Below are 23,338 nucleotides of genomic sequence, written 5' to 3' on the forward strand. Positions count from 1 at the left end.
CTGGGTGCCGAGACCCTGCACGAGCGTCTGCCCGGTATCTCGGAGACGGCGCGCATCTTTGCCGGTGTGGACGTGACGCGCGAACCGATCCCCGTGCTGCCGACCGTGCACTACAACATGGGCGGTATTCCCACCAATTACCACGGTGAGGTCATCAACCAAGACGCCCAGGGCAATGATTTCGTCGTGCCGGGCCTGTTCGCCATCGGCGAGGCGGCCTGCGTGTCGGTGCACGGTGCCAACCGTCTGGGCGCCAACAGCCTGCTGGACATCATCGTGTTCGGTCGTGCGGCGGCGCTGCGCCTGAAAGACACCCTGCCCACCTTGCCAGCGCCCAAGGTCACGGCCGAGGCCGGCCGGGAAGGCGTTGAGCGCTTCGACCGCCTGCGTCAGGCCAAGGGTCGCTACGCGCCGGTGGAAATTCGCGAACGCATGCAGCGGACCATGCAGCAGCGCTGCGCGGTATTCCGCAAGGAAGAAACCCTGCAGGCCGGCGTGCAGGAAATCCGCGAGGCGGCGCGTATGCTGCCCGACATCGGCCTGACCGACCACGGCATGGTGTTCAACACCGACCTGGTCGAGGCGCTGGAACTCGAGAACCTGCTCACTGCCTCGCTGGCGACCATGGACTGCGCCGCCGAACGCAAGGAATCGCGTGGCGCTCACGCCCGCGACGACTACCCCGATCGTGATGACGCGCACTGGATGAAGCACAGCCTGGCCTGGGTGCCGGACGTGGTCACTGGCGAGGTGCGGCTTGGCTATCGTGGCGTGACGGCCCACACCCTGACCGATGAGGTCGCCCCGATCCCGCCGATGAAGCGGGTGTACTGAGCGCAGAGGAAGGACAAGATGGCTGAAAAAGCCCGCGTCGGACGCGACCTATTGACCGCGACCTCGTCGGCGGCACCGGCCGCCGCGGACACGGTCGTATTCGAGGTCTACCGTTACGACCCCGAGTCGGACCTGGCGCCGCACACCCAGCAGTACCAGGTCAGTCCGGCCGAGTGCGGGCCGATGGTGCTCGACGCGTTGCTGCATATCAAGAACCACCAGGATGGCAGCCTGACGTTTCGCCGCTCCTGCCGGGAGGGCGTGTGCGGTTCCTGCGCCATGAACATCGATGGGGTCAACACGCTGGCCTGCACCAAGGCCACCGAGGACTGCGGCGGCAAGCACGTGCGCATTTTTCCGCTGCCCCACCAGGAAGTCCTGAAAGATCTGGTGCCCGACCTGACGCATTTCTATGCCCAGTACGCGGCGCTCGAACCGTGGCTGAAGACCGAAACGCCACCCCCCGGCGGGCGTGAGCATTTGCAGTCGCGGGAGGACCGCAGCGAACTCGATGGGCATTACGAATGCATTTTGTGCGCCTGCTGCTCGACAGCGTGTCCATCGTACTGGTGGAATTCGGACCGCTTCTTCGGCCCGGCGTCACTTCTGGCGGCGCACCGCTGGATCATGGACAGCCGCGACGAGACCGTCGGCGAGCGGCTCGACCAACTGGAAGACCCGTTCCGGCTCTATCGCTGTCACACCATCATGAATTGCACCAGCGCCTGCCCCAAGGGTCTGAACCCGGCCAAGGCCATCGCCGACATCAAAAAGAAACTGCTGCAGCGGCACCTGTAGCTGTCGCAAGTCAGCCCGGCCGTCATGCCGCAAGCGGTTCCACGCACCCCGCTGGCCCGCTACCGCTGGGATGCCAGCCAGCCGGAGTTCGTGGCCGATCCGCTGCAGGAAGCGGCGGCAGCGCGGCTGGACCGGCTGCTGCAGCGCATCACGCATCCGCCTCGCCGGCCATGGCTGCGGCGTCTCACGCGCCGGCAGGCGCCATTGCCGTTGGCCGGTGCCTACCTGTGGGGTGGTGTCGGTCGGGGCAAGAGTTACCTGCTTGATCTTTTTTTCGATTGTGTCCCCGGCGAGCGTAAGCGACGTCTGCATTTCCACCAGTTCATGCAGGCGGTGCACGACGAGCGCCACCGCCTGGGCAATATAGCTGACCCCTTGCCGCGTATTGCCGCCGACTGGGCAGCGCAGGCGCAGGTGCTGTGTTTCGACGAGTTCCAGGTGCACGACGTGGCAGATGCCATGTTGCTTGGCACGCTCCTGCAAGAGTTACTGGATCGCGGTGTTTTGGTGGTGGCGACTTCCAACCGCGAGCCCGATGAGCTGTACCGGCACGGCCTGCAACGCGAGCGCTTTGTGCCCACCATTGCGCTGCTGAAAGAACGGCTCGACGTGATCGAGCTTAACGGTCCCACGGACTATCGCAGCCGGGCGCTGCACGACGTTCGCCGCTATCTGACACCGCTCGGACCGGTGGCGAGCGAGGGCATGGCGGCGGTGTACCGCCGGCTGGCGCCAGAGCACGACAAGCCAGGCCCGCTAACCGTCAATGGTCGTCAACTGACAGTCGTGCGCCGGGGCGGTGACGTGGTCTGGTTCGAGTTTTCCGCCCTGTGCCGCACGCCGCGCAGCGCCATGGACTACCTCGACATCGCGGCGCGATTTCATACCGTCCTGTTGTCGGATGTGCCAGTGCTGACGGCCGACGAGTACGACGTGGCGCACCGGTTTACCAACCTGGTGGACGTGTTCTATGACCAGGGCGTCAACCTCATCGTGTCCGCAGCGGCGGTGCCGGCCGAGCTTTACGCTGGCGATCGCATGGGCTTTGAGTTCCAGCGTACGGTCAGCCGACTGCTGCAGATGCAATCCGCGGATTGGCCAGGTGCGCGCCGAAGCAGTTGACGCAACGCCCGCCGTCGCGGTGCGGGCAATCGCGGGCGATGAGCGCCCGGCGCAGCTCGCGCAGCGGCTGCAGCTGTCGCTCACGTCACTGCCGCAGGCGGCCCGTTTGTTGTTCAGCTTCGGCCCGCAGGGTCTTGAACTGCAAGCGCCTGGCCGGCGGCTGAAGCCGCTGCGTGTGGATTTCACCGGCTCAGGTGTCGAGCGCGTCGGCAGTCAGCTGCTGCTGCGCGCGGCGCGCGTCAAGACCCGCCCGGCCCGGCTGCTGGACCTGACCGCCGGCCTGGGTGCTGACGCCTGGCGTTTGGCTCAGGCAGGTTTTATCGTCACTGCCATCGAACGCCAGCCGCTGGTGCATGCGCTGCTTGAGGATGCCCTGACGCGTGCACCGCGGCTGGCCGGTACCGGCAGTTTGCAGGCGGTCTGTGCCGACGCGCGGTCGGTGCTGGGCGACCTGGAGCAGAGCGCCTGGCCGGAGGTGGTCTACCTGGACCCGATGTTCCCGGAGCAGGGCCGCACCGCGCTGCCGCGGCGCGAGCTGCAACTGCTGCGCGAACTGACCGGCGACGATGACAACGGCGTTGAACTGGCGACGCTGGCCCGTATGCGCGCGACCCGTCGCGTGGTGGTCAAGCGCCCGCTGCACGCGCCGCCGCTGTTACCGTCCGTGGATGTGTGTCTTAAAGGTCGGGCCGTACGCTTTGATGTGTACCTGGTCGCCGCTGGCCCATGATGGGCCAGACCTAAGGCACGACCGCTTCAGCCTGACCCGCCAACCGGCCCGGTTGCCAGTGTTGCGTTGCCCACTGCAGCAGTGCGGTGGGCGCGGCGCCGTGCAGTTCGGCCGGCGGCGCGTGGCGCAGGGCCTGTAGTACCAGGCTGAGGTTGGCGCTGGCCCGTTTTGGGTCCAGGCCCGCCGCGCTGGTCTGTTTGCCCAGCTTGGCCCCATGCCGGTCCACCAGCAGTGGCAGATGGGCATAGCTTGGCGTCGGTAGGCCAAGGCAGCTGTGCAGGTAGATCTGCCTGGGCGTTGAACTGAGCAGGTCGATTCCGCGCACTACCTGGGTGATGCCCTGATACGCGTCGTCCACGACCACGGCCAGCTGGTAGGCGATCAGGCCATCGGCACGCTGCACCACAAAATCGCCAACCGCCTGTGGCAAGGTGTGGCGGTAGTCCCCTTGCACAGTATCGACCAGGCCGAATTCCTGGTCGGCTACCCGTACGCGCAGTGCACGCGGCGTGCGCCCGGTGCCGAGGCCATTGCGGCAGGTACCCGGATACACCGGCCCGTCCACCCCGGCGTGGGCGATGGTCGCAAGCTCGCGCCGGGTGCACGCGCACGGATAAACCAGGCCGCTGGCTTGCAGCTGCGCTATGGCGGCCCGGTAGGCCTCGCCGCGGCGGCTCTGGTATAGCGGTTCCTCGTCCCATTGCAGGCCATGCGCTTCCAGCGCCCGCAAGATGGCGTCGCCAGCACCTGGAGCGACCCGGGGCGGGTCCAGGTCCTCCATCCGCACGAGCCAGTGTCCACCGGCGCTGCGCGCGGTCAGATAGCTGCCAACCGCCGCCAGCAGCGAGCCGAGGTGTAGCGGACCACTGGGCGAAGGGGCAAAACGGCCACGGATGTCAGGCATGCTCAATCGGGCTCGGCGTCGGCTTTCGTGTACCTTATCCGCCCCGGCGTGAGCCGGGGCGCCAGTGGCGCATGCAAGTAACGAGGGAGAGAGGCGATGAAGCTGATCACGGCAATTATCAAGCCGCACAAGCTGGACGACGTGCGCGATGGGCTGGGCGAGCTGGGCATTACCGGCATGACGGTCACCGAGGTGCGCGGCTTTGGCCGCCAGAAAGGCCATACCGAGATTTACCGCGGCGCCGAGTACGTGGTCGATTTTATCGCCAAGATGCGGGTCGAGGTGGCGGTACGCGACGAAGACGCCGAGCGGGTGGTGGAGGCCATCACCAACGCCGCCAACAGCGGCAAGATCGGCGACGGCAAGATTTTCGTCAGCCCCCTGGAGCAGGTCGTGCGCATCCGTACCGGTGAAACCGGCCAGGACGCGCTCTGACCTAACCATTGCCTACCCGGGAGGAGTTCCCATGTTTGTTCGGTCCCTCGTAAGGACAGCGCTATTGCTGTGCCTGCCGTTACCGGTATTCGCGGATGCTGGCGTCCTCAACGCGGCTGACACGGCCTGGTTGCTGACGGCGACCGCCCTGGTGCTATTCATGACCCTGCCGGGTCTGGCGCTGTTTTATGGCGGCCTGGTGCGCAGCACGAATGTGCTGTCGGTGCTGATGCAGTGTTTTGCCGTCACCGGGATGGTGTCGGTGTTGTGGTTGCTGTATGGCTACAGCGGGGCCTTCGGCCACGGCGGGGCCATGCAGCCCTGGTATGGGGGTTTCGAAAAGATCGGATTCAGCGGAGTGGACCGGGCCGCGCTGGCCGGCACGGTGCCCGAAACCGTGTTCGCCATGTTCCAGATGACATTTGCCATCATCACTCCGGCGCTCATCGTCGGTGGCTTCGCGGAGCGCATGAAGTTCTCGGCCATGCTGTGGTTCTCCGCGCTGTGGCTGACGCTGGTGTACGTGCCGGTGTGTCACTGGGTGTGGGGCGGCGGCTGGTTGGCCGACCTGGGATTGATGGACTACGCCGGTGGCGTCGTGGTGCATGTCAACGCCGGTGTGGCGGCGCTGGTGGCGGCGCTGGTGCTGGGGCGGCGGCGCGGCTTTCCAGACACCCAGATGATGCCCCACAACCTCACCATGACGGTGACCGGTGCCGGCATGCTGTGGGTCGGCTGGTTTGGCTTCAATGCCGGCAGTGCCCTGGCGGCGGACGGCAACGCCGGGATGGCCATGCTGGTCACCCACCTTGGGGCGGCGGCCGGCGCGATGACGTGGATGGCCATCGAATGGATGCGTCACGGCAAGGCGAGTGTGCTGGGCGTCGTCACCGGCATGGTGGCCGGACTGGGGACGATCACCCCGGCGAGCGGTTACGTGGGCCCGATGGGGGCACTGGCCATCGGCGTAGTGGCGGGTGGCGTTTGCTTTGCCGCCACCCAGTATGTGAAGCGCGTTCTGAAGATAGACGACAGCCTGGATGTGTTTCCGGTACATGCGGTCGGCGGCGCGGCCGGTACGGTGCTGGTCGGTGTTTTCGCCGCCGCGGGGCTGGGCGGTGTTGGCTTTAATGCCGGTGGCATGGGACAGCAACTGCAAGTGCAGTTGATCGGCGTGGCGACAACGGCGCTGTGGAGCGGCGCCCTGAGTTATCTGCTGCTGAAGCTGATCGATAAGGTCATCGGCTTGCGTGTGGATGCCGAGATCGAGACCGGGGGGCTGGACATCGGCCTGCACGAGGAGCGTGGTTACAACTTGTGAGGGCCAGGGCCCGCGATTGAATTCTTCGCCGGACGGCGGGGCCGTACCGGCTTCAATACACTTTGGAGTATGAACATGCGTGTCTGCATTCTTGGCGCCGGTGGCCTGGGTTCGGTCATCGGTGGCTATTTGGCGCAAACCGGCGTCGAGACGACGCTGATTGCCCGCCCGGCCCATGCCGATGCCATTACCCGTGATGGCCTGCGTATCGAGGGCGTGCGCGGCGAGCACCACATTCGCGAGAACCTCACGGCGATCAGCAACCCGGCCGACGCGGAGGGTGAGTTCGATTACCTGATCCTTGCCACCAAGGCCAAGGACAGCGACACGGCGCTGGCCTCGGCCGATTGCCTGCGGGATCGAGTGCGCACTGTTTGCTCGGTACAGAACACGATTGTCAAGGAACAGGTGCTGGCGGACTGGATGGGCGACGCGGCGCGTGTGATGGGGGCCTCCGCCATCGAAGGTGGCTCGCTGGAAGCGCCAGGCTTCGTCAAGAACCACGTCACCGTGCCGACCACGGCTTACTTTGGCGAATTGGATGGCACCATCAGCCCACGCGCGCAGGCGCTGGCCGACGCCTTCAACACCGCCGGCCTGGGCGCCAAGGCGGTCGACTGTATTGCGCAGGTGCTATGGGAAAAACTGGCACAAATCTGCAACGCCTCGGCGTGGTCGGTGAGCACGCTCGCTGGCAATAACGATCTTAGCTTTGTGCATGGCATGGCCCTGCGCGAGGGTGCCGAGCACTACGTTGCCATCTCCCGCGAGCTGCTGGCTGTATACACCAAGCTCGGTTACAGCCCACAAAACTTCTATGCGCCCCTGTCGCGCCTGAAGGACGTGTACGAGTGCAAGACCGACGAGGAGGCGGTACAGCTGATTCTGGGCTTTGGCGAACGCATGAAAAAGCAAGGCTATGTGGGGCGCACCTCCATGCACGAGGACGTGGTGCGCGGCAAGAAAACCGAGGTCGATTACATCGTCAAACCCTTCGTCGACAAGGGCCGCGAGCTCGGCATCCCGGTGCCGACGGTGACCGCGGCGTATCGCATCATCAAGGTGCTGGACCACTACCTGGCCTGATCGAACATGAGCAGCAAAAAGCGCGTCCTGGTCGCGGAAACCCTGGAGCAGTCCGGCATCGACCTGCTGCGCGAGCACTTCGATGTCGACGTGCGCGAGCGCACCGACGAGGCCGAGCTGGCGCGCATCATCGGCGACTACGACGGCCTGATGATAAAGACCTACACGCGGGTCTCCAGGCAGGTCATCGACAACGCCGGCAAGCTGAAAATCGTCGCCCGCGCCGGCAGCGGTCTGGACAAGGTGGACCTGGCCTACGCCAAGGAAAAGGGCTTGCCGGTGCGCAACACGCCGCAGGCCAACGTGGTGTCGGTGGCCGAGCTGGTGTTCGGGCTGATGCTGGCCGTGTCGCGCAAGCTGGCCGCGGCCGACCGCTACGTGCGCAGCCGCGAGGGCTGGGACCGGGACCGCTTCACCGGCGTGGAGCTGGCGGACAAGACGCTGGGCATCGTCGGCTTCGGCAACATCGGCAAGCTGGTCGCCAGGCGCGCGCTGGCCTTCGACATGCAGCCTGTTGGCTACGACCCGTTCATCGACGCCGCGGCTATGGTCGAGCACGGCGTGCGCAAGGTGGAGACCGTCGACGACATCATCGACACGGCCGACTACATCACCGTGCACGTACCGCTGCTGGACTCGACCCGCAACCTGTTCAGCACCGATCAGTTTCGGCGCATGAAATCGACCGCCATCCTGATCAACACCGCGCGCGGCGAGGTGGTGGACGAACCGGCGCTGATCGCCGCCCTGCGTGCCGGGCAGATTGCCGGCGCTGGCCTTGACGTGTACCAGACCGAGCCGCCCGCCGATCCGGCGTTGCTGGAGATGGACAACGTCGTGCTGTGCCCACATATCGGCGCCGCCACCCACGAAGCGCTGAACCGCATGACCATGCAGGCGGCGCAGATGATTATCGAAGCCCTTAAGGACTGACCGGTGCTCGACCCGCAGTTGTTGCGTCGCGAACCGGAGGCGGTGGCGGCGCGTCTCACCGCGCGCGGCTTTGTGCTCGATTTGCCACGGTTGATGGAGCTCGAAACCCGCCGCAAGGCAGCTCAGACCGAAACCGAGCAGTTGCAGGCCGAGCGCAACCGCGTGTCCAAGGCCGTCGGCGAAGCCAAACGGCGTGGCGAGGATGCCGCTCCGCTGCTGGCGCAGATGGGCGGTGTCGGCGAGCGCCTGGCGCAGCTCGAAGCGGGCCTGAAGGCCGTCCAGGACGAGCTCGAAGCCTATTGCCTGGAAATCCCCAACCTGCCGCACGAGTCCGTGCCGGCCGGGCGCAGCGAGGATGACAACGTCGAGGTCCGCCGCTGGGGCACCCCGCCGGTGTTTGACTTCGCGCCGCGCGATCATGTGGATCTGGGCGAAGCGCTGGGCGGGCTGGACTTCGAGACCGCCAGCAAGATCGCGGGGGCCCGCTTCAGCCTGTTGCGTGGGCCGCTGGCGGCGCTGCAGCGGGCGCTGACGCAGTTCATGCTGGACCTGCACACCCGCCAGCACGGTTACACCGAGGTGTACGTGCCGTATCTGGTGAACGCGGACAGCCTGTTGGGTACCGGCCAGTTGCCGAAGTTCGAGGAGGACCTGTTTGCCGTCGGCGGCGGCTACTACCTGATCCCCACCGCCGAGGTACCGGTCACCAACATCGTGCGCGACAGCATCGTCGAGGCGGCCGAGTTGCCGCTGAAGCTGGTGGCCCATACGCCCTGTTTTCGCAGCGAGGCCGGCAGTTACGGCAAGGACACCCGCGGCCTGATCCGCCAGCATCAGTTCGAGAAGGTTGAGCTGGTACGCATGGTGTCGCCCGAGATGGCCTTGCAGGCGCACGAGGAACTCACCGCTGATGCCGAGGCTGTGTTGCAGGCGCTTGGCCTGCCGTATCGCGTGATGGCGCTGTGCACCGGCGACCTCGGCTTTGCATCGGCCAAGACCTATGACCTGGAAGTCTGGCTGCCGGGGCAGGGGCGCTACCGGGAAATCTCCTCCTGTAGCAATTTTGGCGACTTCCAGGCCCGGCGCCTCAAAGCCCGCTGGCGCAATCCGGCCACCGGCAAGCCGGAGCTGCTGCACACGCTCAATGGCTCCGGCCTGGCGGTTGGGCGCACGCTGGTCGCGGTGCTGGAAAACGGTCAGCAGGCAGACGGCTCCATCAGCCTACCGACAGTACTGCGCCCGTATCTGGGCGGGCTGGAGCGCATCGCGCGCACCTGAGACTTGCCGATCGCCCGCTTGTGGGCGCAGCATCGACGCGCTGCCCACGGATGGGCAGCACCGGCCAGCCGGCCGGGATTAGAACAACCATCCACCGGAGGAGAAGACGATGTTGTACGTGGTCATTTCCCGTTTTGACGACGCTGCGGTGGCGCGCCTGCGCAGCGAGCTGCCAGCGGACGCTTTCGCCTACATCGACGAGGCGATCCATCACCAGCGTGTACCTGGTCAGGCTGACATCGAGGCACAGGGCGTGGCGCCGGGTTTGGCCAGCGTACTCGCGGCACATCTTGCCCACCTGACTGAGTTGCGCGGGAGCGGCAAGCTGGTCAGCGGCGGGCCCTGCACTGGTTTCGTGAACGCGATCAACATCTTCGAAGCCGAGTCCGATGCACAGGCGCGCGCCCTGCACGACGCCGATCCGCTGGCGAAACACGGCTTTTTCGCGGTCGAGACGATTTATCCCTGGCAGCGGGTGTTCTGAGCGTGCCGCGCCTGTACCACATCCTGCCGCGGGGCGATCATCCGGGCTCGCACAACGCGCTCAAGGTGGCGGTACTCCTGCGCGAGCTGGACCTTGAGTTCGAGCTGGTCGACCTTGACCCGGCAACGCAGCTGCGCCCGGCGGACGCGCCCCTGCGGCGCCTGAATCCGAACGGCCTGACGCCCATCCTGGACGACGACGGTTTCATTCTGTGGGAATCGGCCGCCATCCTGCAGTATCTGTGCGAAAGCCGCGGCCCGACGCCGCTGCTGCCGATAGAAACCAGGCAACGGGCGCGGGTGTTGCAATGGCTCGCCTGGGAAGGCAGCACTCTGATTCCGGCGTTGATGGCGCTCTATATGGCACGCATCGGTGGCGGCGAGGACACGTCCGCCGCGACGCGGGTTGATTTCCTGCTCGGTTTGCTGGAGCAGCAAATGGCCGGGCGGGACTGGGTGGGCGAGTCTTATTCCATTGCCGATATTGCACTCGGCGCAGGCGTGCCGGCACTCCTGCCGCTGGGGGTGGATTTCGTGCCTTTCCCGGAACTGCGGCATTGGCTGGCCAGGCTGCGGGCGCGACCGGCCTGGCAGGACGACATATTTCTGGGTGACCTTCGCGCGGGCGGTCTCGCTTAAGGAAGCGCTGAATAAATCCATGCTGGATTTCTCAGCGCCCGCCATCGGAAAAGCGTGGTTTTCCGATGGCCCGCAAAATCCGTGGCTTACAGCCGCAGATTTTGGCAGCGCATCCTTGCGCCGCGGGAAACACTGAATACTTCAGCGCCTCCTTAAGACCGCTTGCCTGGCGGTCGATATGGTCGATGGCCGCCGGATTAGCAGCCACAATCGCGAAGGCCTGAAGCCGGTTTTGCTACACTTCGCGGCTATTTACCCCGAGATCTGGAGAGTGTCGCCCGTGGATCGCCAGGACCGCCAATTGCGACCGTGGCTTCGTTGTGGCCTGCTTGTGCTGGCCATGAGCGCGTTCGGGGTGGCGGCCGAAACCCGGCCGCTGCCGCCGGCCGACGTCGATTTGATTGGCCAGGTACAGGTGGTCACGGCGCGCTACGAGGATACCCTGCTCGACATCGCGCGTCGCGGTGGCCTGGGCTATACCGAAATCAAGCTTGCCAACCGCGGCGTCGATTCGTGGATGCCGGGCGAAGGGCGGGAAGTCATTCTGCCGACCCAGCATATCCTGCCCAAAACGCCGCGGGACGGAGTCGTTATCAATCTGCCGGAGATGCGGCTGTATTACTACCTACCGGCCAAGGGTGATTTGCGTCAGGTCGTGACGTATCCGATCAGCATCGGCCGCTTTGATTGGCGAACCCCACTGGGGGTGACCAAGATCACTCAGAAAGTGCCCAATCCGAGCTGGACGCCGCCGGAATCGATACGCATTGAGCACGCTGCGAAGGGCGATATCCTGCCGCGCGTGGTGCCGGCCGGGCCTGATAATCCACTCGGGCAGTTTGCCTTGCGTCTGGGTATTCCCGGCTACCTCATCCATGGCACAAACAGGCCATACGGTATCGGCATGCGGGTCACGCATGGCTGCCTGCGTCTGTATCCGGAACACATTGCCAGTTTCTTCGAGCAGGTCGCCCCCGGCTTGAAAGTGACCTTCGTCAGCCAACCCTACAAGATCGGGCAGGCGTTCGGCATCACTTATCTTGAAGTACACCGGCCGTTGGTGGAAGAGAAGGGCCGCAAGGAAGGGGCGCTGGGCGAGATCGCGCAGCTGCTCGCCGACAAGGGCGTGTCCACCGCCAGCGTGGACTGGGTGATGGTACGACGCGAGCTGAAGAGGCCGACCGGCATGCCGGTGCCCATTACCCAGCCGGATGAGGTAAAACTTCTCGACGCGCGGCGCGAGGGTGAAGCGGCGCTTATCGCCCAACGCTGACGGATTCAGGCCCACCGCACGCCGGTGGCCGCAAAGGCCAGACAAAAAAAGGCGGAGCCAGCCTGAGCTGACTCCGCCTTTTTGTATAAAGACTAAGCGAGCGGTGCTTACTTGAGCATCGACTGCTTGAACATGCGGTCGATCTTCTCGTTGGTGTCGACACAGCACTGCTGGGCAGCCTGTGCCGCAGCCAGGGCCTCGCTGGCCTGCTGGCCGGCCGTGTTGGCCTTGGCCGCAGCCTGATTGGCGGTGGCCTGGGCAGCGTCGGCGGCCGACTTCGCTTGAGCAACCTGCTCGTTCACGTAGCCTTTGGTGGCGCAACCAGCGGAGAGGGCGGCAAATAGCGCGACCGCTGCGAGTTTGCCGATGATCAGTTTGTTCTGCATAACATGCCCCTAAAAAGCGAAGTGAATAAAACCAAGTGAATAAAACCACGATTGCGGCGAAGGCCCGCACAAGACAAGGATAGTCCAGCGCAGATTATCAAGCTCGCTCAAAAAAAAAGCAAAGGTCGTGAATGACCGGAATCAAGCCCTGCGCAGCACGGGCGCTGTCAGCCGCATTCCTGGCAACGCCAAGCTGTATCGTACGAAAACAGCAGTGCCTGCAAATACGGTGGTCCGGTCGGGTCTGGCAAAATACACGACCCCAGTTCGGGTTTCACCCCACGGTGAGGTGACGCTCGCCGGGGCAACGGCCCGATTCGAGACATCGACTTTTTCATCACACCCGGAGCGCCGCATGGCCGAATATCTGCGTTGGTTCGAGACATTAGGCATGCAGGATGTCGAACTGGTCGGCGGCAAGAACGCCTCCCTGGGCGAGATGATCAGCCACCTCGCGCCGCTGGGGGTGCGGGTGCCAGGGGGCTTTGCCACCACCGCGCAGGCGTACCGGGATTTTCTGGCCAACGCCGGATTGGCAGGGCGCATCAAGGCAGAGTTGGCGGCGCTCGATGTGGAGGATGTCGCGGCGTTGGTGAAAGCGGGTAAGAAAATTCGCGGCTGGATTCTGGAACAGCCGTTTCCCGATGGGCTCGAACAGGGCCTCGTCGAGGCCTACGGTCGTTTGTGCGGTGAGCTGACCGATGTGTCAGTCGCGGTGCGTTCGTCGGCGACCGCGGAAGACTTGCCGGACGCGTCGTTCGCCGGCCAGCAGGAGACCTATCTGAATATCCGCGGTGCGGACCACGTGTTGCACGCCGTGCGTCATGTGTTCGCGTCCCTGTTCAATGACCGCGCCATTTCCTATCGCGTGCACCAGGGCTTTGCGCATGAGCACGTGGCACTGTCGGCCGGCATCCAGCGCATGGTGCGAAGCGATATCGGGGCCAGCGGCGTGATGTTCACCCTGGACACCGAGACCGGCTTCCGCGATGCGGTGTTCGTGACTGCTTCCTACGGGCTTGGCGAGACAGTTGTGCAGGGCACCGTCAACCCGGATGAGTTCTATGTGCACAAGCCGACGCTGCGCGCCGGTCGGCCGGCGGTGATCTCGCGTCACCGCGGCAGCAAGATGATCAAGATGATCTATACCGACGCGGTCTCGGCCGGTCGCTCGACCGTCACCGTGGACGTGCCGCAAACCGAGCAGCGGCGCTTCTGCCTGAGCGATGCCGAGGTCGAGGCGCTGGCCCGCCAGGCGCTGATCATCGAGGACCACTACGGCCGGCCGATGGACATCGAGTGGGGCCGCGACGGTCAGGACGGTCAACTCTATATCCTGCAGGCACGCCCGGAAACGGTGAAGGCGCGCGGCGATTCGCAGGTACTGCGCCGCTATCAGCTGAAGGAAAAATCGAAGGTACTGGTCACTGGTCGTAGCGTCGGGCAGGGTATCGGCGTCGGCAACGTGCGCGTGATCGACAGCCCGGCGCGCATGGGCGAGTTGCAGCCGGGCGAAGTGCTGGTGGCCGACATGACCGATCCGGACTGGGAGCCGGTCATGAAGCGGGCGTCCGCGATCGTCACCAACCGCGGCGGGCGTACCTGCCATGCCGCCATCATCGCGCGCGAGCTGGGTATTCCGGCGGTGGTGGGCTGCGGTGATGCGACTGATCACCTGAAAACCGGTGAGGCGGTGACGGTGTCCTGCGCCGAAGGCGATACCGGCTTCATCTACGAAGGAGCGCTCAAGAACGAGGTCAGCGAAGTGCGCCTGGATGGTATGCCCGAGCCGCCGACCAAGATCATGATGAATATCGGCAACCCGGATCGTGCCTTCGACTTTGCCAGTCTGCCCAATGCCGGCGTTGGCCTGGCGCGTCTGGAGTTCCTCATCAACCGCGGCATCGGCGTGCACCCCAAGGCGCTGATCAATTACGCGACGCTCGGCGCCGACCTGCGCAGCACCATCGACGAGATCATTGCCGGTTACGCGGACCCGCAGACGTTCTTCGTCGAAAAACTGGTCGAGGGCATCGCCACGCTGGGCGCCGCGTTCTGGCCCAAGAAAGTCATCGTGCGCATGTCCGATTTCAAGAGCAACGAGTACGCGAACCTGCTCGGCGGCGACCTGTACGAGCCGCATGAGGAAAACCCGATGCTGGGTTTTCGCGGCGCCTCGCGCTACATCGCCGAGAGCTTCCGCGACTGTTTTGCGCTGGAGTGTCAGGCGCTGAAGAAGGTCCGTAACGACATGGGCCTGACCAACGTGGAGATCATGATCCCGTTCGTGCGCACCTTGACCGAGGCCCGCCAGGTCACCGAACTGCTGGCCGAGCAGGGTCTGAAGCGCGGCGAGAACGGCCTGCGACTGATCATGATGTGCGAGCTGCCGTCGAATGCCATTCTGGCCGATCAGTTCCTGGAATATTTCGACGGCTTTTCCATCGGTTCCAACGACCTCACCCAGTTGACGCTGGGGCTGGATCGGGACTCCGGGCTGGTGGCGGGAGAGTTCGACGAACGCGACGGTGCGGTGAAGGCGCTAATGAAGCTCGCCATTGAGGCCTGCCTGCGCGCCGGCAAGTATGTTGGCATCTGCGGTCAGGGGCCGTCGGATCACCCGGACCTGGCCCAGTGGCTGGTCGAGCAGGGCATCGACAGCGTGTCGCTGAACCCCGACACGGTGGTGTCCACCTGGCTGGCGCTGGCTGGCGACACGTCTCACTGATTACCCTGCCGACCGGGGCCTCCCCGGCTCCGGGGTCTGTCGCAGGTACGCGAGAGCACAAACGAATCCTGACCGGTCGCGCCACGGCGCCGGTTGATCAATACACGGCGCGGGCGCGAAAGCGTTCCGGAAGATCCTGCGGCTTGCCGTGCGGCGCGATATTGGCGCTGGCGTAGAAGGCCTCCACGATCGGGTTCATCAGCCGCCGCCACAGCGGCGGCACCATCACCACCCAGATCATCGTCATGTAGCCGTAGGGCAGGCGCGGGGCCTCGTCGCGAACGCGCAGAATCTGATACGGCCGGCTGGTCTTGGCGTGGTGGTCGGAATGGCGCGTGATCTGGCACGAGATCATGCTGCTGACGACGTAGCTGTCGTCCCAGGCATGTTCGGCACGCACCGGCTCGTAGCTGCCATCGGTCAGGCGGCGACGGCCCAGACCGTAATGCTCCAGGTAGTCCACAAAGGCCAGAAACAGGCGTGGGAACAGCCAGCAGCCCAGGAACACCGGCAGTGCCACCCAGCCGAACAGCGCCAGCGTGGCGGCCAGCCATAGAAGCGGTGCGGCAAACAGCCACAGCGCCTGGTTGCGCCAGTGCCACACCGGCAAACCGCGCACGGCCATGCTGTCGCGGCCGATGCGCCAGGCCAGGCGCGTCTTGTCCACGATGCAGCGCAGCACGAACGGGTATACCGGCTCGTTGTAGCGTGCCGAGGCCGGATCGTCCGGCGTGGCCACCAGGTTGTGGTGGCCGATGTTGTGGTACAGGTGAAAGTCCGCCATGTTGGTGGGCGTGAACAGCAGCACGCCCATGAAGCGGTCGAACTTTTGCGCGTGGTGGCACAGCTCGTGCGCCACCACCACACCGATGCCCACCGAAACCGACAGGCTAAGAATCAGCCCGATCATGGCGCTGGTGGTCAGCGGTTCGTGACTGAGCACGTACAGGCCAAACAGCGCCACGCCCCACTGCACGGGCACGCACAGCCACAGCATGAAGCGGTAACGCAGGCGTTTTTCTAACTCTGGCTCGTAAGCAACCGCGGCGTTTATCCGGTCCGGTCCGATCAGGTTGTCCAGCACTGGCAGCACCGCCATCCACGCCACGGCGCTGATCCAGTACCCGTTGCCGCCGCCCAGTGCCCAGGCCAGCACCGGCAACAGCATGAAGCCGATCAGCGGCCAGGTGCTGACGCGGGCCAGGATGCTGCGCCGCGTACCGGTGCCTTCAATTGCAATGGCCATGATCGCTCCCTGATGTGGCCAACGGACCGCCGGATGGTACCGAACGCTCGTTCAGGAAGACAAGCATTGGGTGGCCGACGGGCATCGTCGGCGTTGGACTACCTACCGACCGCGCTCCAGCCGGCGCAGGATGGCGGCTTCCAGCGTGGCGCGATCCGCTTTGACGGGCTTCAGGTCTGGCGCGCTGCGAATTGCGATGTCCGGATCCTTCAGGCCGTTGCCGGTGAGGGTGCAGACCAGCGTCTTGCCGGCCGGGATGCGGCCGGATTGCAGGTCGCGCAGGGCGCCACCGATGGAGGCGGCCGAGGCCGGTTCGCAGAACACGCCTTCTTCCATTGCCAGCAGTTTCTGGGCGGCCAGGATTTCGTCATCGGTAAGTGCCGCAAACCAGCCGCCGGAACCCTGCTGGGCGGCGATGGCCTTGTCCCAGGACTGCGGGTGGCCTATGCGGATGGCGGTGGCGATGGTTTCCGGCTGGTCGATGGGGTGGCCCTGCACGAACGGCGCCGCGCCGGCTGCCTGGTAGCCGGCCATCACCGGCAGCGCGCAGCGCCCGGCGGCGTGGTATTGCGCGTAACCCATCCAGTAGGCGCTGATGTTGCCGGCGTTGCCGACCGGCAGGCAGTGGTAGTCCGGCGCCCGGCCGAGCGTGTCGACGATCTCGAAGGCGGCGGTTTTCTGACCCTGCAAACGGTAAGGGTTGACCGAGTTGACCAGCGTGACCGGGGCGGTGGCGGCCAGTTCCTTGACCAGCGCCATGCCGTCGTCGAAGTTGCCGGCGATCTGCAGCACTTCGGCGCCGTGCACGATGGCCTGCGCCAGCTTGCCAAGGGCGATCTTGCCTTCCGGAATCAGCACGAAGGACACGATGCCGGCGCGCGCCGCGTAGGCCGCCGCCGAGGCCGAGGTGTTGCCGGTGGAGGCGCAGATGATGGCGCGGCTACCCTCGGCTACCGCCATCGAGACCGCCGCCGTCATGCCGCGATCCTTGAACGAACCGGTCGGATTCAGGCCCTCGAATTTGACGTAGATGTCGGCGTCCAGGTTCAGCCGGCGCGGGATGTTGCGCAGGCGGATCAGCGGCGTGTTGCCTTCCAGCAGGGTCACCGGCTCGATGCCGACCGGCAGGTCCAGCCAGTCCCGATAACGGGCGATCAGACCCTCGTATGCGCTCATCGGTTCAGTGCTCCAGATGGTCCAGGCGCAGGCTCACCACGCGCCCGTCGATGCTGGGCAGCGCCTCGATGCGGGCGATGGCCTCGCGCATGGCGCGCTCGCGGACCTTGTGGGTGAGCAGGATAACCGCCACGTGGCTCTCGCCTGGCGGGGGTTCCTTCTGCAGGATGGCCTCGATGCTGATTTGCTGATCGCCCAGGATGCGCGTGACATCGGCCAGTACACCCGGCTGGTCGAGCGCGGTCAGGCGCAGGTAAAAAGCCGTCTCGACCGCGTCGATCGGCAGGATCGGCAGCGCCTCCAGCCGGTCGTGGTGGAAGGCCAGGTACGGCACCCGGTGCTCGGGGTCGATGGTCAGTGCCCGGGCAATATCGATCAGGTCGGCCACCACCGCCGAGGCGGTTGGTCCGGCGCCGGCGCCGGCGCCGTAGTAAAGGCTCTGGCCGAGCGCGTCGCTGTCCACCAGCACCGAATTGATTACGCCATCGACCTGCGCCAGCAAGTGGCGCTGCGGCAGCAGCGTGGGGTGCACGCGCAGCTGCACGCCGCTGCCCGTGCGCCGGGCGATGCCCAGCAGCTTGAGTCGATAGCCGAACTGTCCGGCGTAATCCACGTCCACGGCTGCAAGATCGCGGATGCCCTCCACGTGCACATGCTCGAAGCACAGCGGCATGCCAAAGGCGATGGCGGCCAGGATGGACAATTTATGGGCCGCGTCCACGCCGTCGATGTCGAAGCTGGGGTCGGCTTCGGCGTAGCCCAGGCGCTGGGCGTCGGCCAGCGCGGTGGCGAAGTCGAGCCCGGCGTCGCGCATCTGCGTCAGGATGTAATTGGACGTGCCGTTGATGATGCCAGCCAGGCCCTGGATGCGGTTGCCGGCCAGGCCTTCGCGCAGGGTCTTGATGATGGGGATACCACCGGCCACGGCGGCCTCGAAGCTGACCGCCACGCCGGCCCGGCGAGCCGCCTCGAAAATCTCGTTGCCGTGCAGGGCAATCAGCGCCTTGTTGGCGGTGACCACATGCTTGCCGGCGTTGATGGCTGCCAGCACCAGCGTGCGGGCAGGTTCGATGCCGCCGATCAGTTCGGCGACGATGTCGATCTCGGGGTGGTTGACCAGCTTTAGTGGGTCGTCGAGTAATTGGACGCGTTCGGCCTGTGGCCCACGCGGGCGGCTGGTGTCTTTCACCGCCGCATGGGTGACGAGCAGTGGCCGCCCGGCGCGGCGGGCGATCTCGTCGCCGTTGCGGGCCAGCAGCTCCAGCGTGCCGCCGCCGACGGTGCCCAGACCCAGCAGGCCGATGCGTACCGCGTTCATGTGCCGGCCTGTGCGGTCTGGGCCTCGTTGCCGCGCAGCATGCGGCGGATGGAACGCACTGCCTGACGCGTGCGATGTTCGTTCTCGATCAAACCAAAGCGCACGTACTCGTCTCCGTATTCGCCAAAACCAATACCTGGAGACACGGCCACGTGGGCATCGGTCAACAGGCGCTTGCTGAACTCAAGCGAGCCGAGCACCCGGTACGGCTCCGGAATGCGCGCCCACACGAACATGGTGGCCTTGGGTTTTTCCACTGCCCAGCCGGCCGCGTTCAGGCCCTCGCACAGCACATCGCGCCGGCTCTGGTACATGGCGGCGATTTCGCGCACGCAGTCCTGGGGCCCCTCCAGCGCGGCAATGGCCGCGACCTGAATGGGCGTGAAGGTGCCGTAGTCCAGGTAGGACTTGATGCGTGCCAGGGCGCCAATCAGGGTCGGGTTGCCGCACATGAAACCGACCCGCCAGCCGGGCATGTTGTAGGTCTTGGACAGCGTGTAGGCCTCCACCGCGACGTCCTTGGCACCCGGTACCTGCAGGATGGAAGGCGCCTGGTAGCCGTCGAAGGCAATCTCGGCATAGGCCAGGTCGTGGACGACCCAGATTTCGTTCTCACGCGCCACTGCCACGACCCGCTCGAAGAAGTCCAGATCGACACAGGCGGTGGTCGGGTTGCTCGGGAAATTGAGCACCAGGAACTTCGGCCGTGGCCAGCAGTTGCGGATGGCGTTCTCCAGCTCGGCGAAAAAATCCAGCCCCGGCAACATCGGGACGTGACGGATGTCGGCACCGGCAATGACAAAACCATACGGGTGAATGGGGTAGGTCGGGTTTGGCACCAGCACGGCATCGCCCGGCCCAACCGTGGCCAGCGCCAGATGCGCCAGGCCTTCCTTGGAGCCGATGGTGACGATGGCTTCGCTGTCCGGGTTCAGGTCAACATCGTAGCGGCGCTTGTACCAGGTGCAGATGGCCCGGCGCAGGCGTGGGATGCCCTTGGATACCGAATAACGATGCGTGTCGTCGCGGCGGGCGGCCTCGATCAGTTTCTCGACAATATGCGGGGGCGTCGGCTGGTCCGGGTTGCCCATGCCGAAATCGACCACGTCCTCGCCGCGCTGACGAGCCTGGGCTTTCAGCTCGTTGACGATGTTGAATACATAGGGCGGCAGGCGCTCGATGCGCGGGAAGCTGTCCTTCATGGAACGTCCGGGCCGGGGGCTTTGGGGGCGGGAGGGCTGCCAGTGCGCACACACGGCGCCGGTGCGGGTCGATAATCGCGCCAGTCGAATGCGTGATCGGACAGGGCTAAATTCTAAATGAAAATCCACATCGAACGAGGCGCCGCCTACCGTGTGCAGGGCTATTCGGCAGGCAGCGTGGTGGTGGCGCGTGGTGAGGCCGAGGCCGAACAGACGCTCACCGCGCCAGCCATTCTGCGGCCCAATGACCTTCCCGTGGCGTGGCCGGTTGTTGACATCACGCCGCCTCTGGCGGCCTTCGAGGCACTGCTGGACTATGCGCCCGAGGTGGTCCTGTACGGCAGCGGGCCGCGCTTGCGCTTCCCTGGGGCGCAGGTAATGCACCTGTTCCAAACCCGCGGCATCGGCTTCGAGACCATGGACACCCACGCCGCCTGCCGCACCTATAACGTGCTGAGCATGGAGGGGCGGCGCGTGCTGGCGGCACTGTTGATCGGACCCACGGCCGGGCGGTGAGCGTTCGCGCGCAACAGCACTTTCCCGAGGGTGATCAATAACTATGATCGCGTTGGTCGAAGCGCACCGCGCCGGGCTGTTCGGCCGCAAACACTGGCTGCCGAACATCGTGTCCGGCGTGATTGTCGGCATTGTGGCGTTGCCACTGGCCATGGCCTTTGCCATCGCGTCCGGCGCCAAGCCAGAACAGGGGCTCTACACCGCCATCATCGCGGGCTTTCTGGTCTCGGCACTCGGCGGCAGCCGGCTGCAGATTGCCGGGCCGACCGGCGCCTTCATCGTCATTCTGTCGGGCATCACGGCCAAGTACGGCATTGCCGGCCTGCAGATAGCCACCCTGATGGCCGGCGTGATCCTGCTGCTGCTGGGCCTGGCACGCCTGGGCACCATCATCCGCTTCATCCCGGACCCGGTGATCCTGGGCTTTACCGCGGGCATCGGCGTCATCATCTGGGTCGGTCAGTGGAAGGATTTCTTCGGCTTGCCGGCGGTGGCTGGCGAACACTTTCACGAAAAACTGTGGCATCTGGTGCAGGCCTTGCCGCAGCTGCACCCGACAACCACCGCCCTTGCGGCCCTGTCGCTAGCATTGGTGATTGGCGCGCCCAGGGTACGCGGCTTCGCGCGGGTGCCGGGGCCGCTGGTGGCGCTGGTGGTCGCGACCGTATTGCAAGCGGTGTTTCAGTTCGACGGCGTGCGCACCATCGGCAGCGTCTTCGGCAGCATTCCGCAGAGCCTGCCGACGCTGCAACTGCCGCAAGCGACGGCGAGTGACGTTATCGCCCTGATCGGGCCGGCCTTCACCATCGCCATGCTGGGCGCCATCGAGTCGCTGCTGTCGGCGGTGGTGGCGGACGGCATGGCCGGCACGCGCCACAACTCGAACCAGGAACTCATCGGCCAGGGCATCGCCAACATTGTCGCGCCGCTGTTCGGCGGTATCGCCGCGACTGGCGCCATTGCCCGCACTGCCACCAATATCCGTAATGGCGGCACCAGCCCGTTGGCGGGCATGGTGCATGTGCTGACGCTGGTGTTGATGGTTCTGGCCCTGGCCCCGCTGGCGGTCAACGTACCACTGGCGGCGCTGGCGGCCATCCTGTTCATCGTGGCCTGGAACATGAGCGAGGTGCGGCACTTCGCCAAGATGGTCAAGCGCGCGCCGCGCGCCGATGTGGCGATCCTGCTGGTCACCTTCACCCTGACCGTGTTCGCCGACCTGGTGGTGGCGGTCAATATCGGTGTCATCCTGGCCACGCTGCACTTCCTGCGTCGCATGGCGACCAGCGTGGAAGTGCGCGAGGCGACCGAGCAAGAGCTCAGCCAGGAGTTCGCGCATTTGGGGTTGGTTCGTCTGCCGCCGGGCGTGTTGGTCTACAGCATCGAGGGGCCGTTCTTTTTCGGTGCGGTCGAGAACTTCGAGCGCGCGTTGGCCGGTACGCATACTGACCCGCGGGTGCTGGTTATCCGTCTGCGCTGGGTGCCGTTCATCGACATCACCGGCCTGCAGACCCTGGAAGAAGTGATTCGCGACCTGCACAAGCGTGGCGTGCGGGTCATGCTGTCGGGCGCCAATGCCCGGGTGCAGGGCAAACTGGGCCGAGCCGGTATCGTCGAGTTGATCGGTGCGGACAATAGCTTCGCGGTCTTTGTGGACGCATTGGCGGCGTGCCGGGAACTGGTCGAGCATGACCCGAAAATGGCGCACGATCGGGCCATGCTGCTCAGCGAGACCCTGGAGCGGCATTCCCCCACAGGTCCGGGCTTATCTGTCACGGAAACACGCTCCCGAGGAGACACATGAGCAATCAGTCCGATCCTGTCGCCCAGGCCGATATGTCCCCAGCCTGGGTTACCGAGGCGCTGCAAGCGCCGGTCACCGAGGCCGAGGTCGTCCACGACGGGGCGCGGCTGCGTTACCGCTCCTGGGGCACGCCCGGCCAGCCCGGGCTGGTGCTGATCCACGGCGCCATGGCGCACGCCAACTGGTGGGACTTCATGGCGCCGCGGTTTGCCGATCGCTTCCACGTGGTTGCGCCGCACTTGTCGGGCATGGGTGACAGCGAGCACCGCGAGGCGTATTCGACCGCGCAGTTCAGTGACGACGTGGTCGCGATCATCGAGCATGCTGGGCTTACTGCGGATACGGTCGTGGTCGGTCACAGCCTGGGTGGGGCGGTGGCGCTCACGCTCGGCGTACGCCATGCAGGCCGCGTGCGCGGCATCGTCATGCTGGACTCGGCGGTGTTCCCGCCGGACCAGCCGTCGCCGTTCGACCCGAGCAAGGTGCCGTATCGGCCCAAGACCATTTGCCCGGACTACGCCGCTGCCGTCGGGCGGTTTTATCTGCTGCCAGCACAGCCCTGCCAACATCCCTACCTGCTGCAACACATCGCCCACCATTCAGTGACACCGATGCAGGACGGCTGGACCTGGAAGTTCGACGACGCGCTGTTCAAAAAAATGCATATGCACGAACCATGGCGCGAGCTGGAGGCCCTCGAAACGCCCCTGGCCGTGATCTACGGCGACCACAGCGCCATCTTTACCCAAGCGGTCAAGAGCTACGTCGAGAGCCTGGCGCAGCAGCGTGGTTGGCCCATGTTCGCCATCCCCGGCGCCTACCACCAACTCATGATCGATTCGCCCCGCGCTCTGTGCAGTGCGCTTAACGGGTTACTCGTGGGGTGGCCGGACCAAGCAAGGGGACATCAACGGGGATAGTCCTGTTTAGCGGATGGTGGGGTGCTTTGCGTCCGCCGAAATACAGAGCAATGCGCTTTGCCGCCCCGTCAGTCCGGCCCGCGACCTTGTCAGCTGTGCTAGCGTCGGATACTTGAAAATTACAGGAGGAGTGGGCGATGGAATACCAACACAACGTGGTCGGGGAGTTCCTGGATATCGGCGATGGACTCGACGTGCATTTTCAC

At 65.2% G+C, this 23,338-nt stretch carries 23 protein-coding genes; 17 read left to right on the top strand and 6 right to left on the bottom strand.

Going from position 1 to position 23,338, the window contains the following annotated elements:
- The 4 genes from ABZF37_RS07645 to ABZF37_RS07660 form a co-directional block, all read left to right on the top strand.
- The coding region (locus ABZF37_RS07645; RefSeq protein ID WP_372718503.1) for an FAD-binding protein at positions 1-834 on the top strand (834 nt) is incomplete at its 5' end.
- Between the two features lie 18 nt (positions 835-852).
- The gene (locus ABZF37_RS07650; protein ID WP_372718505.1) at positions 853-1,632 is read left to right on the top strand and encodes a succinate dehydrogenase iron-sulfur subunit; all 780 of its coding nucleotides are present in this window, start codon (positions 853-855) and stop codon (positions 1,630-1,632) included.
- 24 nt (positions 1,633-1,656) lie between these two features.
- Positions 1,657-2,754, top strand: coding sequence for a cell division protein ZapE (zapE, locus tag ABZF37_RS07655; RefSeq protein ID WP_372718507.1), 1,098 nt, complete (start codon positions 1,657-1,659; stop codon positions 2,752-2,754).
- A complete protein-coding gene (locus ABZF37_RS07660; protein ID WP_372718509.1) occupies positions 2,735-3,484 on the top strand; it encodes a class I SAM-dependent methyltransferase in 750 nt (249 codons plus the stop codon). The genes zapE and ABZF37_RS07660 overlap by 20 nt, the downstream gene beginning before the upstream one ends.
- Positions 3,485-3,494: 10 nt before the next feature.
- On the opposite strand, the gene gluQRS is transcribed toward ABZF37_RS07660, so the two are convergent.
- Positions 3,495-4,388 carry a tRNA glutamyl-Q(34) synthetase GluQRS gene (gene gluQRS / locus ABZF37_RS07665; RefSeq protein ID WP_372718511.1) on the bottom strand — a complete coding sequence of 298 codons (894 nt, stop codon included), beginning with the start codon at positions 4,386-4,388 and terminating at the stop codon, positions 3,495-3,497.
- 96 nt (positions 4,389-4,484) lie between these two features.
- On the opposite strand from gluQRS, the gene ABZF37_RS07670 reads away from it, so the two are divergent.
- The 9 genes from ABZF37_RS07670 (at position 4,485) to ABZF37_RS07710 (ending at position 11,836) form a co-directional block, all read left to right on the top strand.
- Positions 4,485-4,823, top strand: a complete 339-nt coding sequence (locus tag ABZF37_RS07670; protein WP_372718513.1) for a P-II family nitrogen regulator — start codon at positions 4,485-4,487, stop codon at positions 4,821-4,823.
- Positions 4,824-4,854: 31 nt separating this feature from the next.
- On the top strand, positions 4,855-6,144 hold the full coding sequence (locus ABZF37_RS07675; protein WP_372718515.1) for an ammonium transporter: 1,290 nt from the start codon (positions 4,855-4,857) through the stop codon (positions 6,142-6,144).
- A 75-nt stretch (positions 6,145-6,219) separates the two neighbouring features.
- Positions 6,220-7,230, top strand: coding sequence for a ketopantoate reductase family protein (locus ABZF37_RS07680; protein WP_372718517.1), 1,011 nt, complete (start codon positions 6,220-6,222; stop codon positions 7,228-7,230).
- A 6-nt stretch (positions 7,231-7,236) separates the two neighbouring features.
- Positions 7,237-8,163, top strand: a complete 927-nt coding sequence (locus tag ABZF37_RS07685) for a hydroxyacid dehydrogenase (protein WP_372718519.1) — start codon at positions 7,237-7,239, stop codon at positions 8,161-8,163.
- A 3-nt stretch (positions 8,164-8,166) separates the two neighbouring features.
- On the top strand, positions 8,167-9,441 hold the full coding sequence (serS, locus tag ABZF37_RS07690; RefSeq protein WP_372718521.1) for a serine--tRNA ligase: 1,275 nt from the start codon (positions 8,167-8,169) through the stop codon (positions 9,439-9,441).
- Between the two features lie 109 nt (positions 9,442-9,550).
- Positions 9,551-9,925: a YciI family protein gene (locus ABZF37_RS07695; protein ID WP_372718523.1), complete on the top strand. Its 375-nt coding sequence runs from the start codon at positions 9,551-9,553 to the stop codon at positions 9,923-9,925.
- Between the two features lie 2 nt (positions 9,926-9,927).
- Positions 9,928-10,563: a glutathione S-transferase family protein gene (locus ABZF37_RS07700; protein ID WP_372718525.1), complete on the top strand. Its 636-nt coding sequence runs from the start codon at positions 9,928-9,930 to the stop codon at positions 10,561-10,563.
- A gap of 65 nt (positions 10,564-10,628) precedes the next feature.
- Positions 10,629-10,787 (top strand): DUF1010 domain-containing protein, encoded by a 159-nt coding sequence (locus tag ABZF37_RS07705; protein WP_372718527.1) that lies wholly within the window; start codon positions 10,629-10,631, stop codon positions 10,785-10,787.
- 56 nt (positions 10,788-10,843) lie between these two features.
- The gene (locus ABZF37_RS07710) at positions 10,844-11,836 is read left to right on the top strand and encodes a L,D-transpeptidase family protein (RefSeq protein WP_372718529.1); all 993 of its coding nucleotides are present in this window, start codon (positions 10,844-10,846) and stop codon (positions 11,834-11,836) included.
- 107 nt (positions 11,837-11,943) lie between these two features.
- Here the strand turns inward: ABZF37_RS07710 and ABZF37_RS07715 are convergent, their stop codons facing one another.
- On the bottom strand, positions 11,944-12,222 hold the full coding sequence (locus ABZF37_RS07715; protein WP_372718532.1) for an Lpp/OprI family alanine-zipper lipoprotein: 279 nt from the start codon (positions 12,220-12,222) through the stop codon (positions 11,944-11,946).
- 355 nt (positions 12,223-12,577) lie between these two features.
- Here ABZF37_RS07715 and ppsA point away from each other — a divergent pair, with 355 nt between their 5' ends.
- Positions 12,578-14,950: a phosphoenolpyruvate synthase gene (gene ppsA / locus ABZF37_RS07720; RefSeq protein ID WP_372718534.1), complete on the top strand. Its 2,373-nt coding sequence runs from the start codon at positions 12,578-12,580 to the stop codon at positions 14,948-14,950.
- Between the two features lie 97 nt (positions 14,951-15,047).
- Here the strand turns inward: ppsA and ABZF37_RS07725 are convergent, their stop codons facing one another.
- From ABZF37_RS07725 to alaC, 4 genes are all read right to left on the bottom strand, one after another.
- Positions 15,048-16,196 (bottom strand): alkane 1-monooxygenase, encoded by a 1,149-nt coding sequence (locus tag ABZF37_RS07725; RefSeq protein WP_372718536.1) that lies wholly within the window; start codon positions 16,194-16,196, stop codon positions 15,048-15,050.
- A 102-nt stretch (positions 16,197-16,298) separates the two neighbouring features.
- Positions 16,299-17,372, bottom strand: a complete 1,074-nt coding sequence (gene thrC / locus ABZF37_RS07730; protein ID WP_372718538.1) for a threonine synthase — start codon at positions 17,370-17,372, stop codon at positions 16,299-16,301.
- 4 nt (positions 17,373-17,376) lie between these two features.
- On the bottom strand, positions 17,377-18,690 hold the full coding sequence (locus ABZF37_RS07735; protein ID WP_372718540.1) for a homoserine dehydrogenase: 1,314 nt from the start codon (positions 18,688-18,690) through the stop codon (positions 17,377-17,379).
- A complete protein-coding gene (gene alaC / locus ABZF37_RS07740) occupies positions 18,687-19,892 on the bottom strand; it encodes an alanine transaminase (protein ID WP_372718542.1) in 1,206 nt (401 codons plus the stop codon). The genes ABZF37_RS07735 and alaC overlap by 4 nt, the downstream gene beginning before the upstream one ends.
- Positions 19,893-20,009: 117 nt before the next feature.
- On the opposite strand from alaC, the gene ABZF37_RS07745 reads away from it, so the two are divergent.
- The 3 genes from ABZF37_RS07745 to ABZF37_RS07755 are packed head-to-tail and all read left to right on the top strand — an operon-like array spanning position 20,010 to position 23,132.
- Complete coding sequence (locus tag ABZF37_RS07745; RefSeq protein ID WP_372718544.1) at positions 20,010-20,408, top strand: Mth938-like domain-containing protein; 399 nt, start codon at positions 20,010-20,012, stop codon at positions 20,406-20,408.
- A gap of 43 nt (positions 20,409-20,451) precedes the next feature.
- Entirely contained in the window at positions 20,452-22,212 is a 1,761-nt protein-coding gene (locus tag ABZF37_RS07750) for a SulP family inorganic anion transporter (RefSeq protein ID WP_372718546.1), read from the top strand.
- Positions 22,209-23,132 (top strand): alpha/beta fold hydrolase, encoded by a 924-nt coding sequence (locus ABZF37_RS07755; RefSeq protein ID WP_372718548.1) that lies wholly within the window; start codon positions 22,209-22,211, stop codon positions 23,130-23,132. The genes ABZF37_RS07750 and ABZF37_RS07755 overlap by 4 nt, the downstream gene beginning before the upstream one ends.
- Positions 23,133-23,338: the final 206 nt, after the last annotated feature.

Source organism: Immundisolibacter sp. (genome assembly GCF_041601295.1).
Lineage (GTDB): Bacteria > Pseudomonadota > Gammaproteobacteria > Immundisolibacterales > Immundisolibacteraceae > Immundisolibacter.

Excerpts from the sequence above, each read along its gene's own strand:
- ABZF37_RS07705 (WP_372718527.1), top strand. The coding sequence starts at position 10,629 with ATGGCCCGCAAAATCCGTGGCTTACAGCCGCAGATTTTGGCAGCGCAT.
- ABZF37_RS07755 (WP_372718548.1), top strand. The coding sequence starts at position 22,209 with ATGAGCAATCAGTCCGATCCTGTCGCCCAGGCCGATATGTCCCCAGCC.
- ABZF37_RS07695 (WP_372718523.1), top strand. The coding sequence starts at position 9,551 with ATGTTGTACGTGGTCATTTCCCGTTTTGACGACGCTGCGGTGGCGCGC.
- ABZF37_RS07745 (WP_372718544.1), top strand. The coding sequence starts at position 20,010 with ATGAAAATCCACATCGAACGAGGCGCCGCCTACCGTGTGCAGGGCTAT.
- gluQRS (WP_372718511.1), bottom strand. The coding sequence starts at position 4,388 with ATGCCTGACATCCGTGGCCGTTTTGCCCCTTCGCCCAGTGGTCCGCTA.
- thrC (WP_372718538.1), bottom strand. The coding sequence starts at position 17,372 with ATGAGCGCATACGAGGGTCTGATCGCCCGTTATCGGGACTGGCTGGAC.
- ABZF37_RS07675 (WP_372718515.1), top strand. The coding sequence starts at position 4,855 with ATGTTTGTTCGGTCCCTCGTAAGGACAGCGCTATTGCTGTGCCTGCCG.
- ABZF37_RS07725 (WP_372718536.1), bottom strand. The coding sequence starts at position 16,196 with ATGGCCATTGCAATTGAAGGCACCGGTACGCGGCGCAGCATCCTGGCC.
- ppsA (WP_372718534.1), top strand. The coding sequence starts at position 12,578 with ATGGCCGAATATCTGCGTTGGTTCGAGACATTAGGCATGCAGGATGTC.
- ABZF37_RS07735 (WP_372718540.1), bottom strand. The coding sequence starts at position 18,690 with ATGAACGCGGTACGCATCGGCCTGCTGGGTCTGGGCACCGTCGGCGGC.
- ABZF37_RS07715 (WP_372718532.1), bottom strand. The coding sequence starts at position 12,222 with ATGCAGAACAAACTGATCATCGGCAAACTCGCAGCGGTCGCGCTATTT.
- zapE (WP_372718507.1), top strand. The coding sequence starts at position 1,657 with ATGCCGCAAGCGGTTCCACGCACCCCGCTGGCCCGCTACCGCTGGGAT.
- alaC (WP_372718542.1), bottom strand. The coding sequence starts at position 19,892 with ATGAAGGACAGCTTCCCGCGCATCGAGCGCCTGCCGCCCTATGTATTC.
- ABZF37_RS07650 (WP_372718505.1), top strand. The coding sequence starts at position 853 with ATGGCTGAAAAAGCCCGCGTCGGACGCGACCTATTGACCGCGACCTCG.
- ABZF37_RS07750 (WP_372718546.1), top strand. The coding sequence starts at position 20,452 with ATGATCGCGTTGGTCGAAGCGCACCGCGCCGGGCTGTTCGGCCGCAAA.
- ABZF37_RS07685 (WP_372718519.1), top strand. The coding sequence starts at position 7,237 with ATGAGCAGCAAAAAGCGCGTCCTGGTCGCGGAAACCCTGGAGCAGTCC.
- ABZF37_RS07670 (WP_372718513.1), top strand. The coding sequence starts at position 4,485 with ATGAAGCTGATCACGGCAATTATCAAGCCGCACAAGCTGGACGACGTG.
- ABZF37_RS07680 (WP_372718517.1), top strand. The coding sequence starts at position 6,220 with ATGCGTGTCTGCATTCTTGGCGCCGGTGGCCTGGGTTCGGTCATCGGT.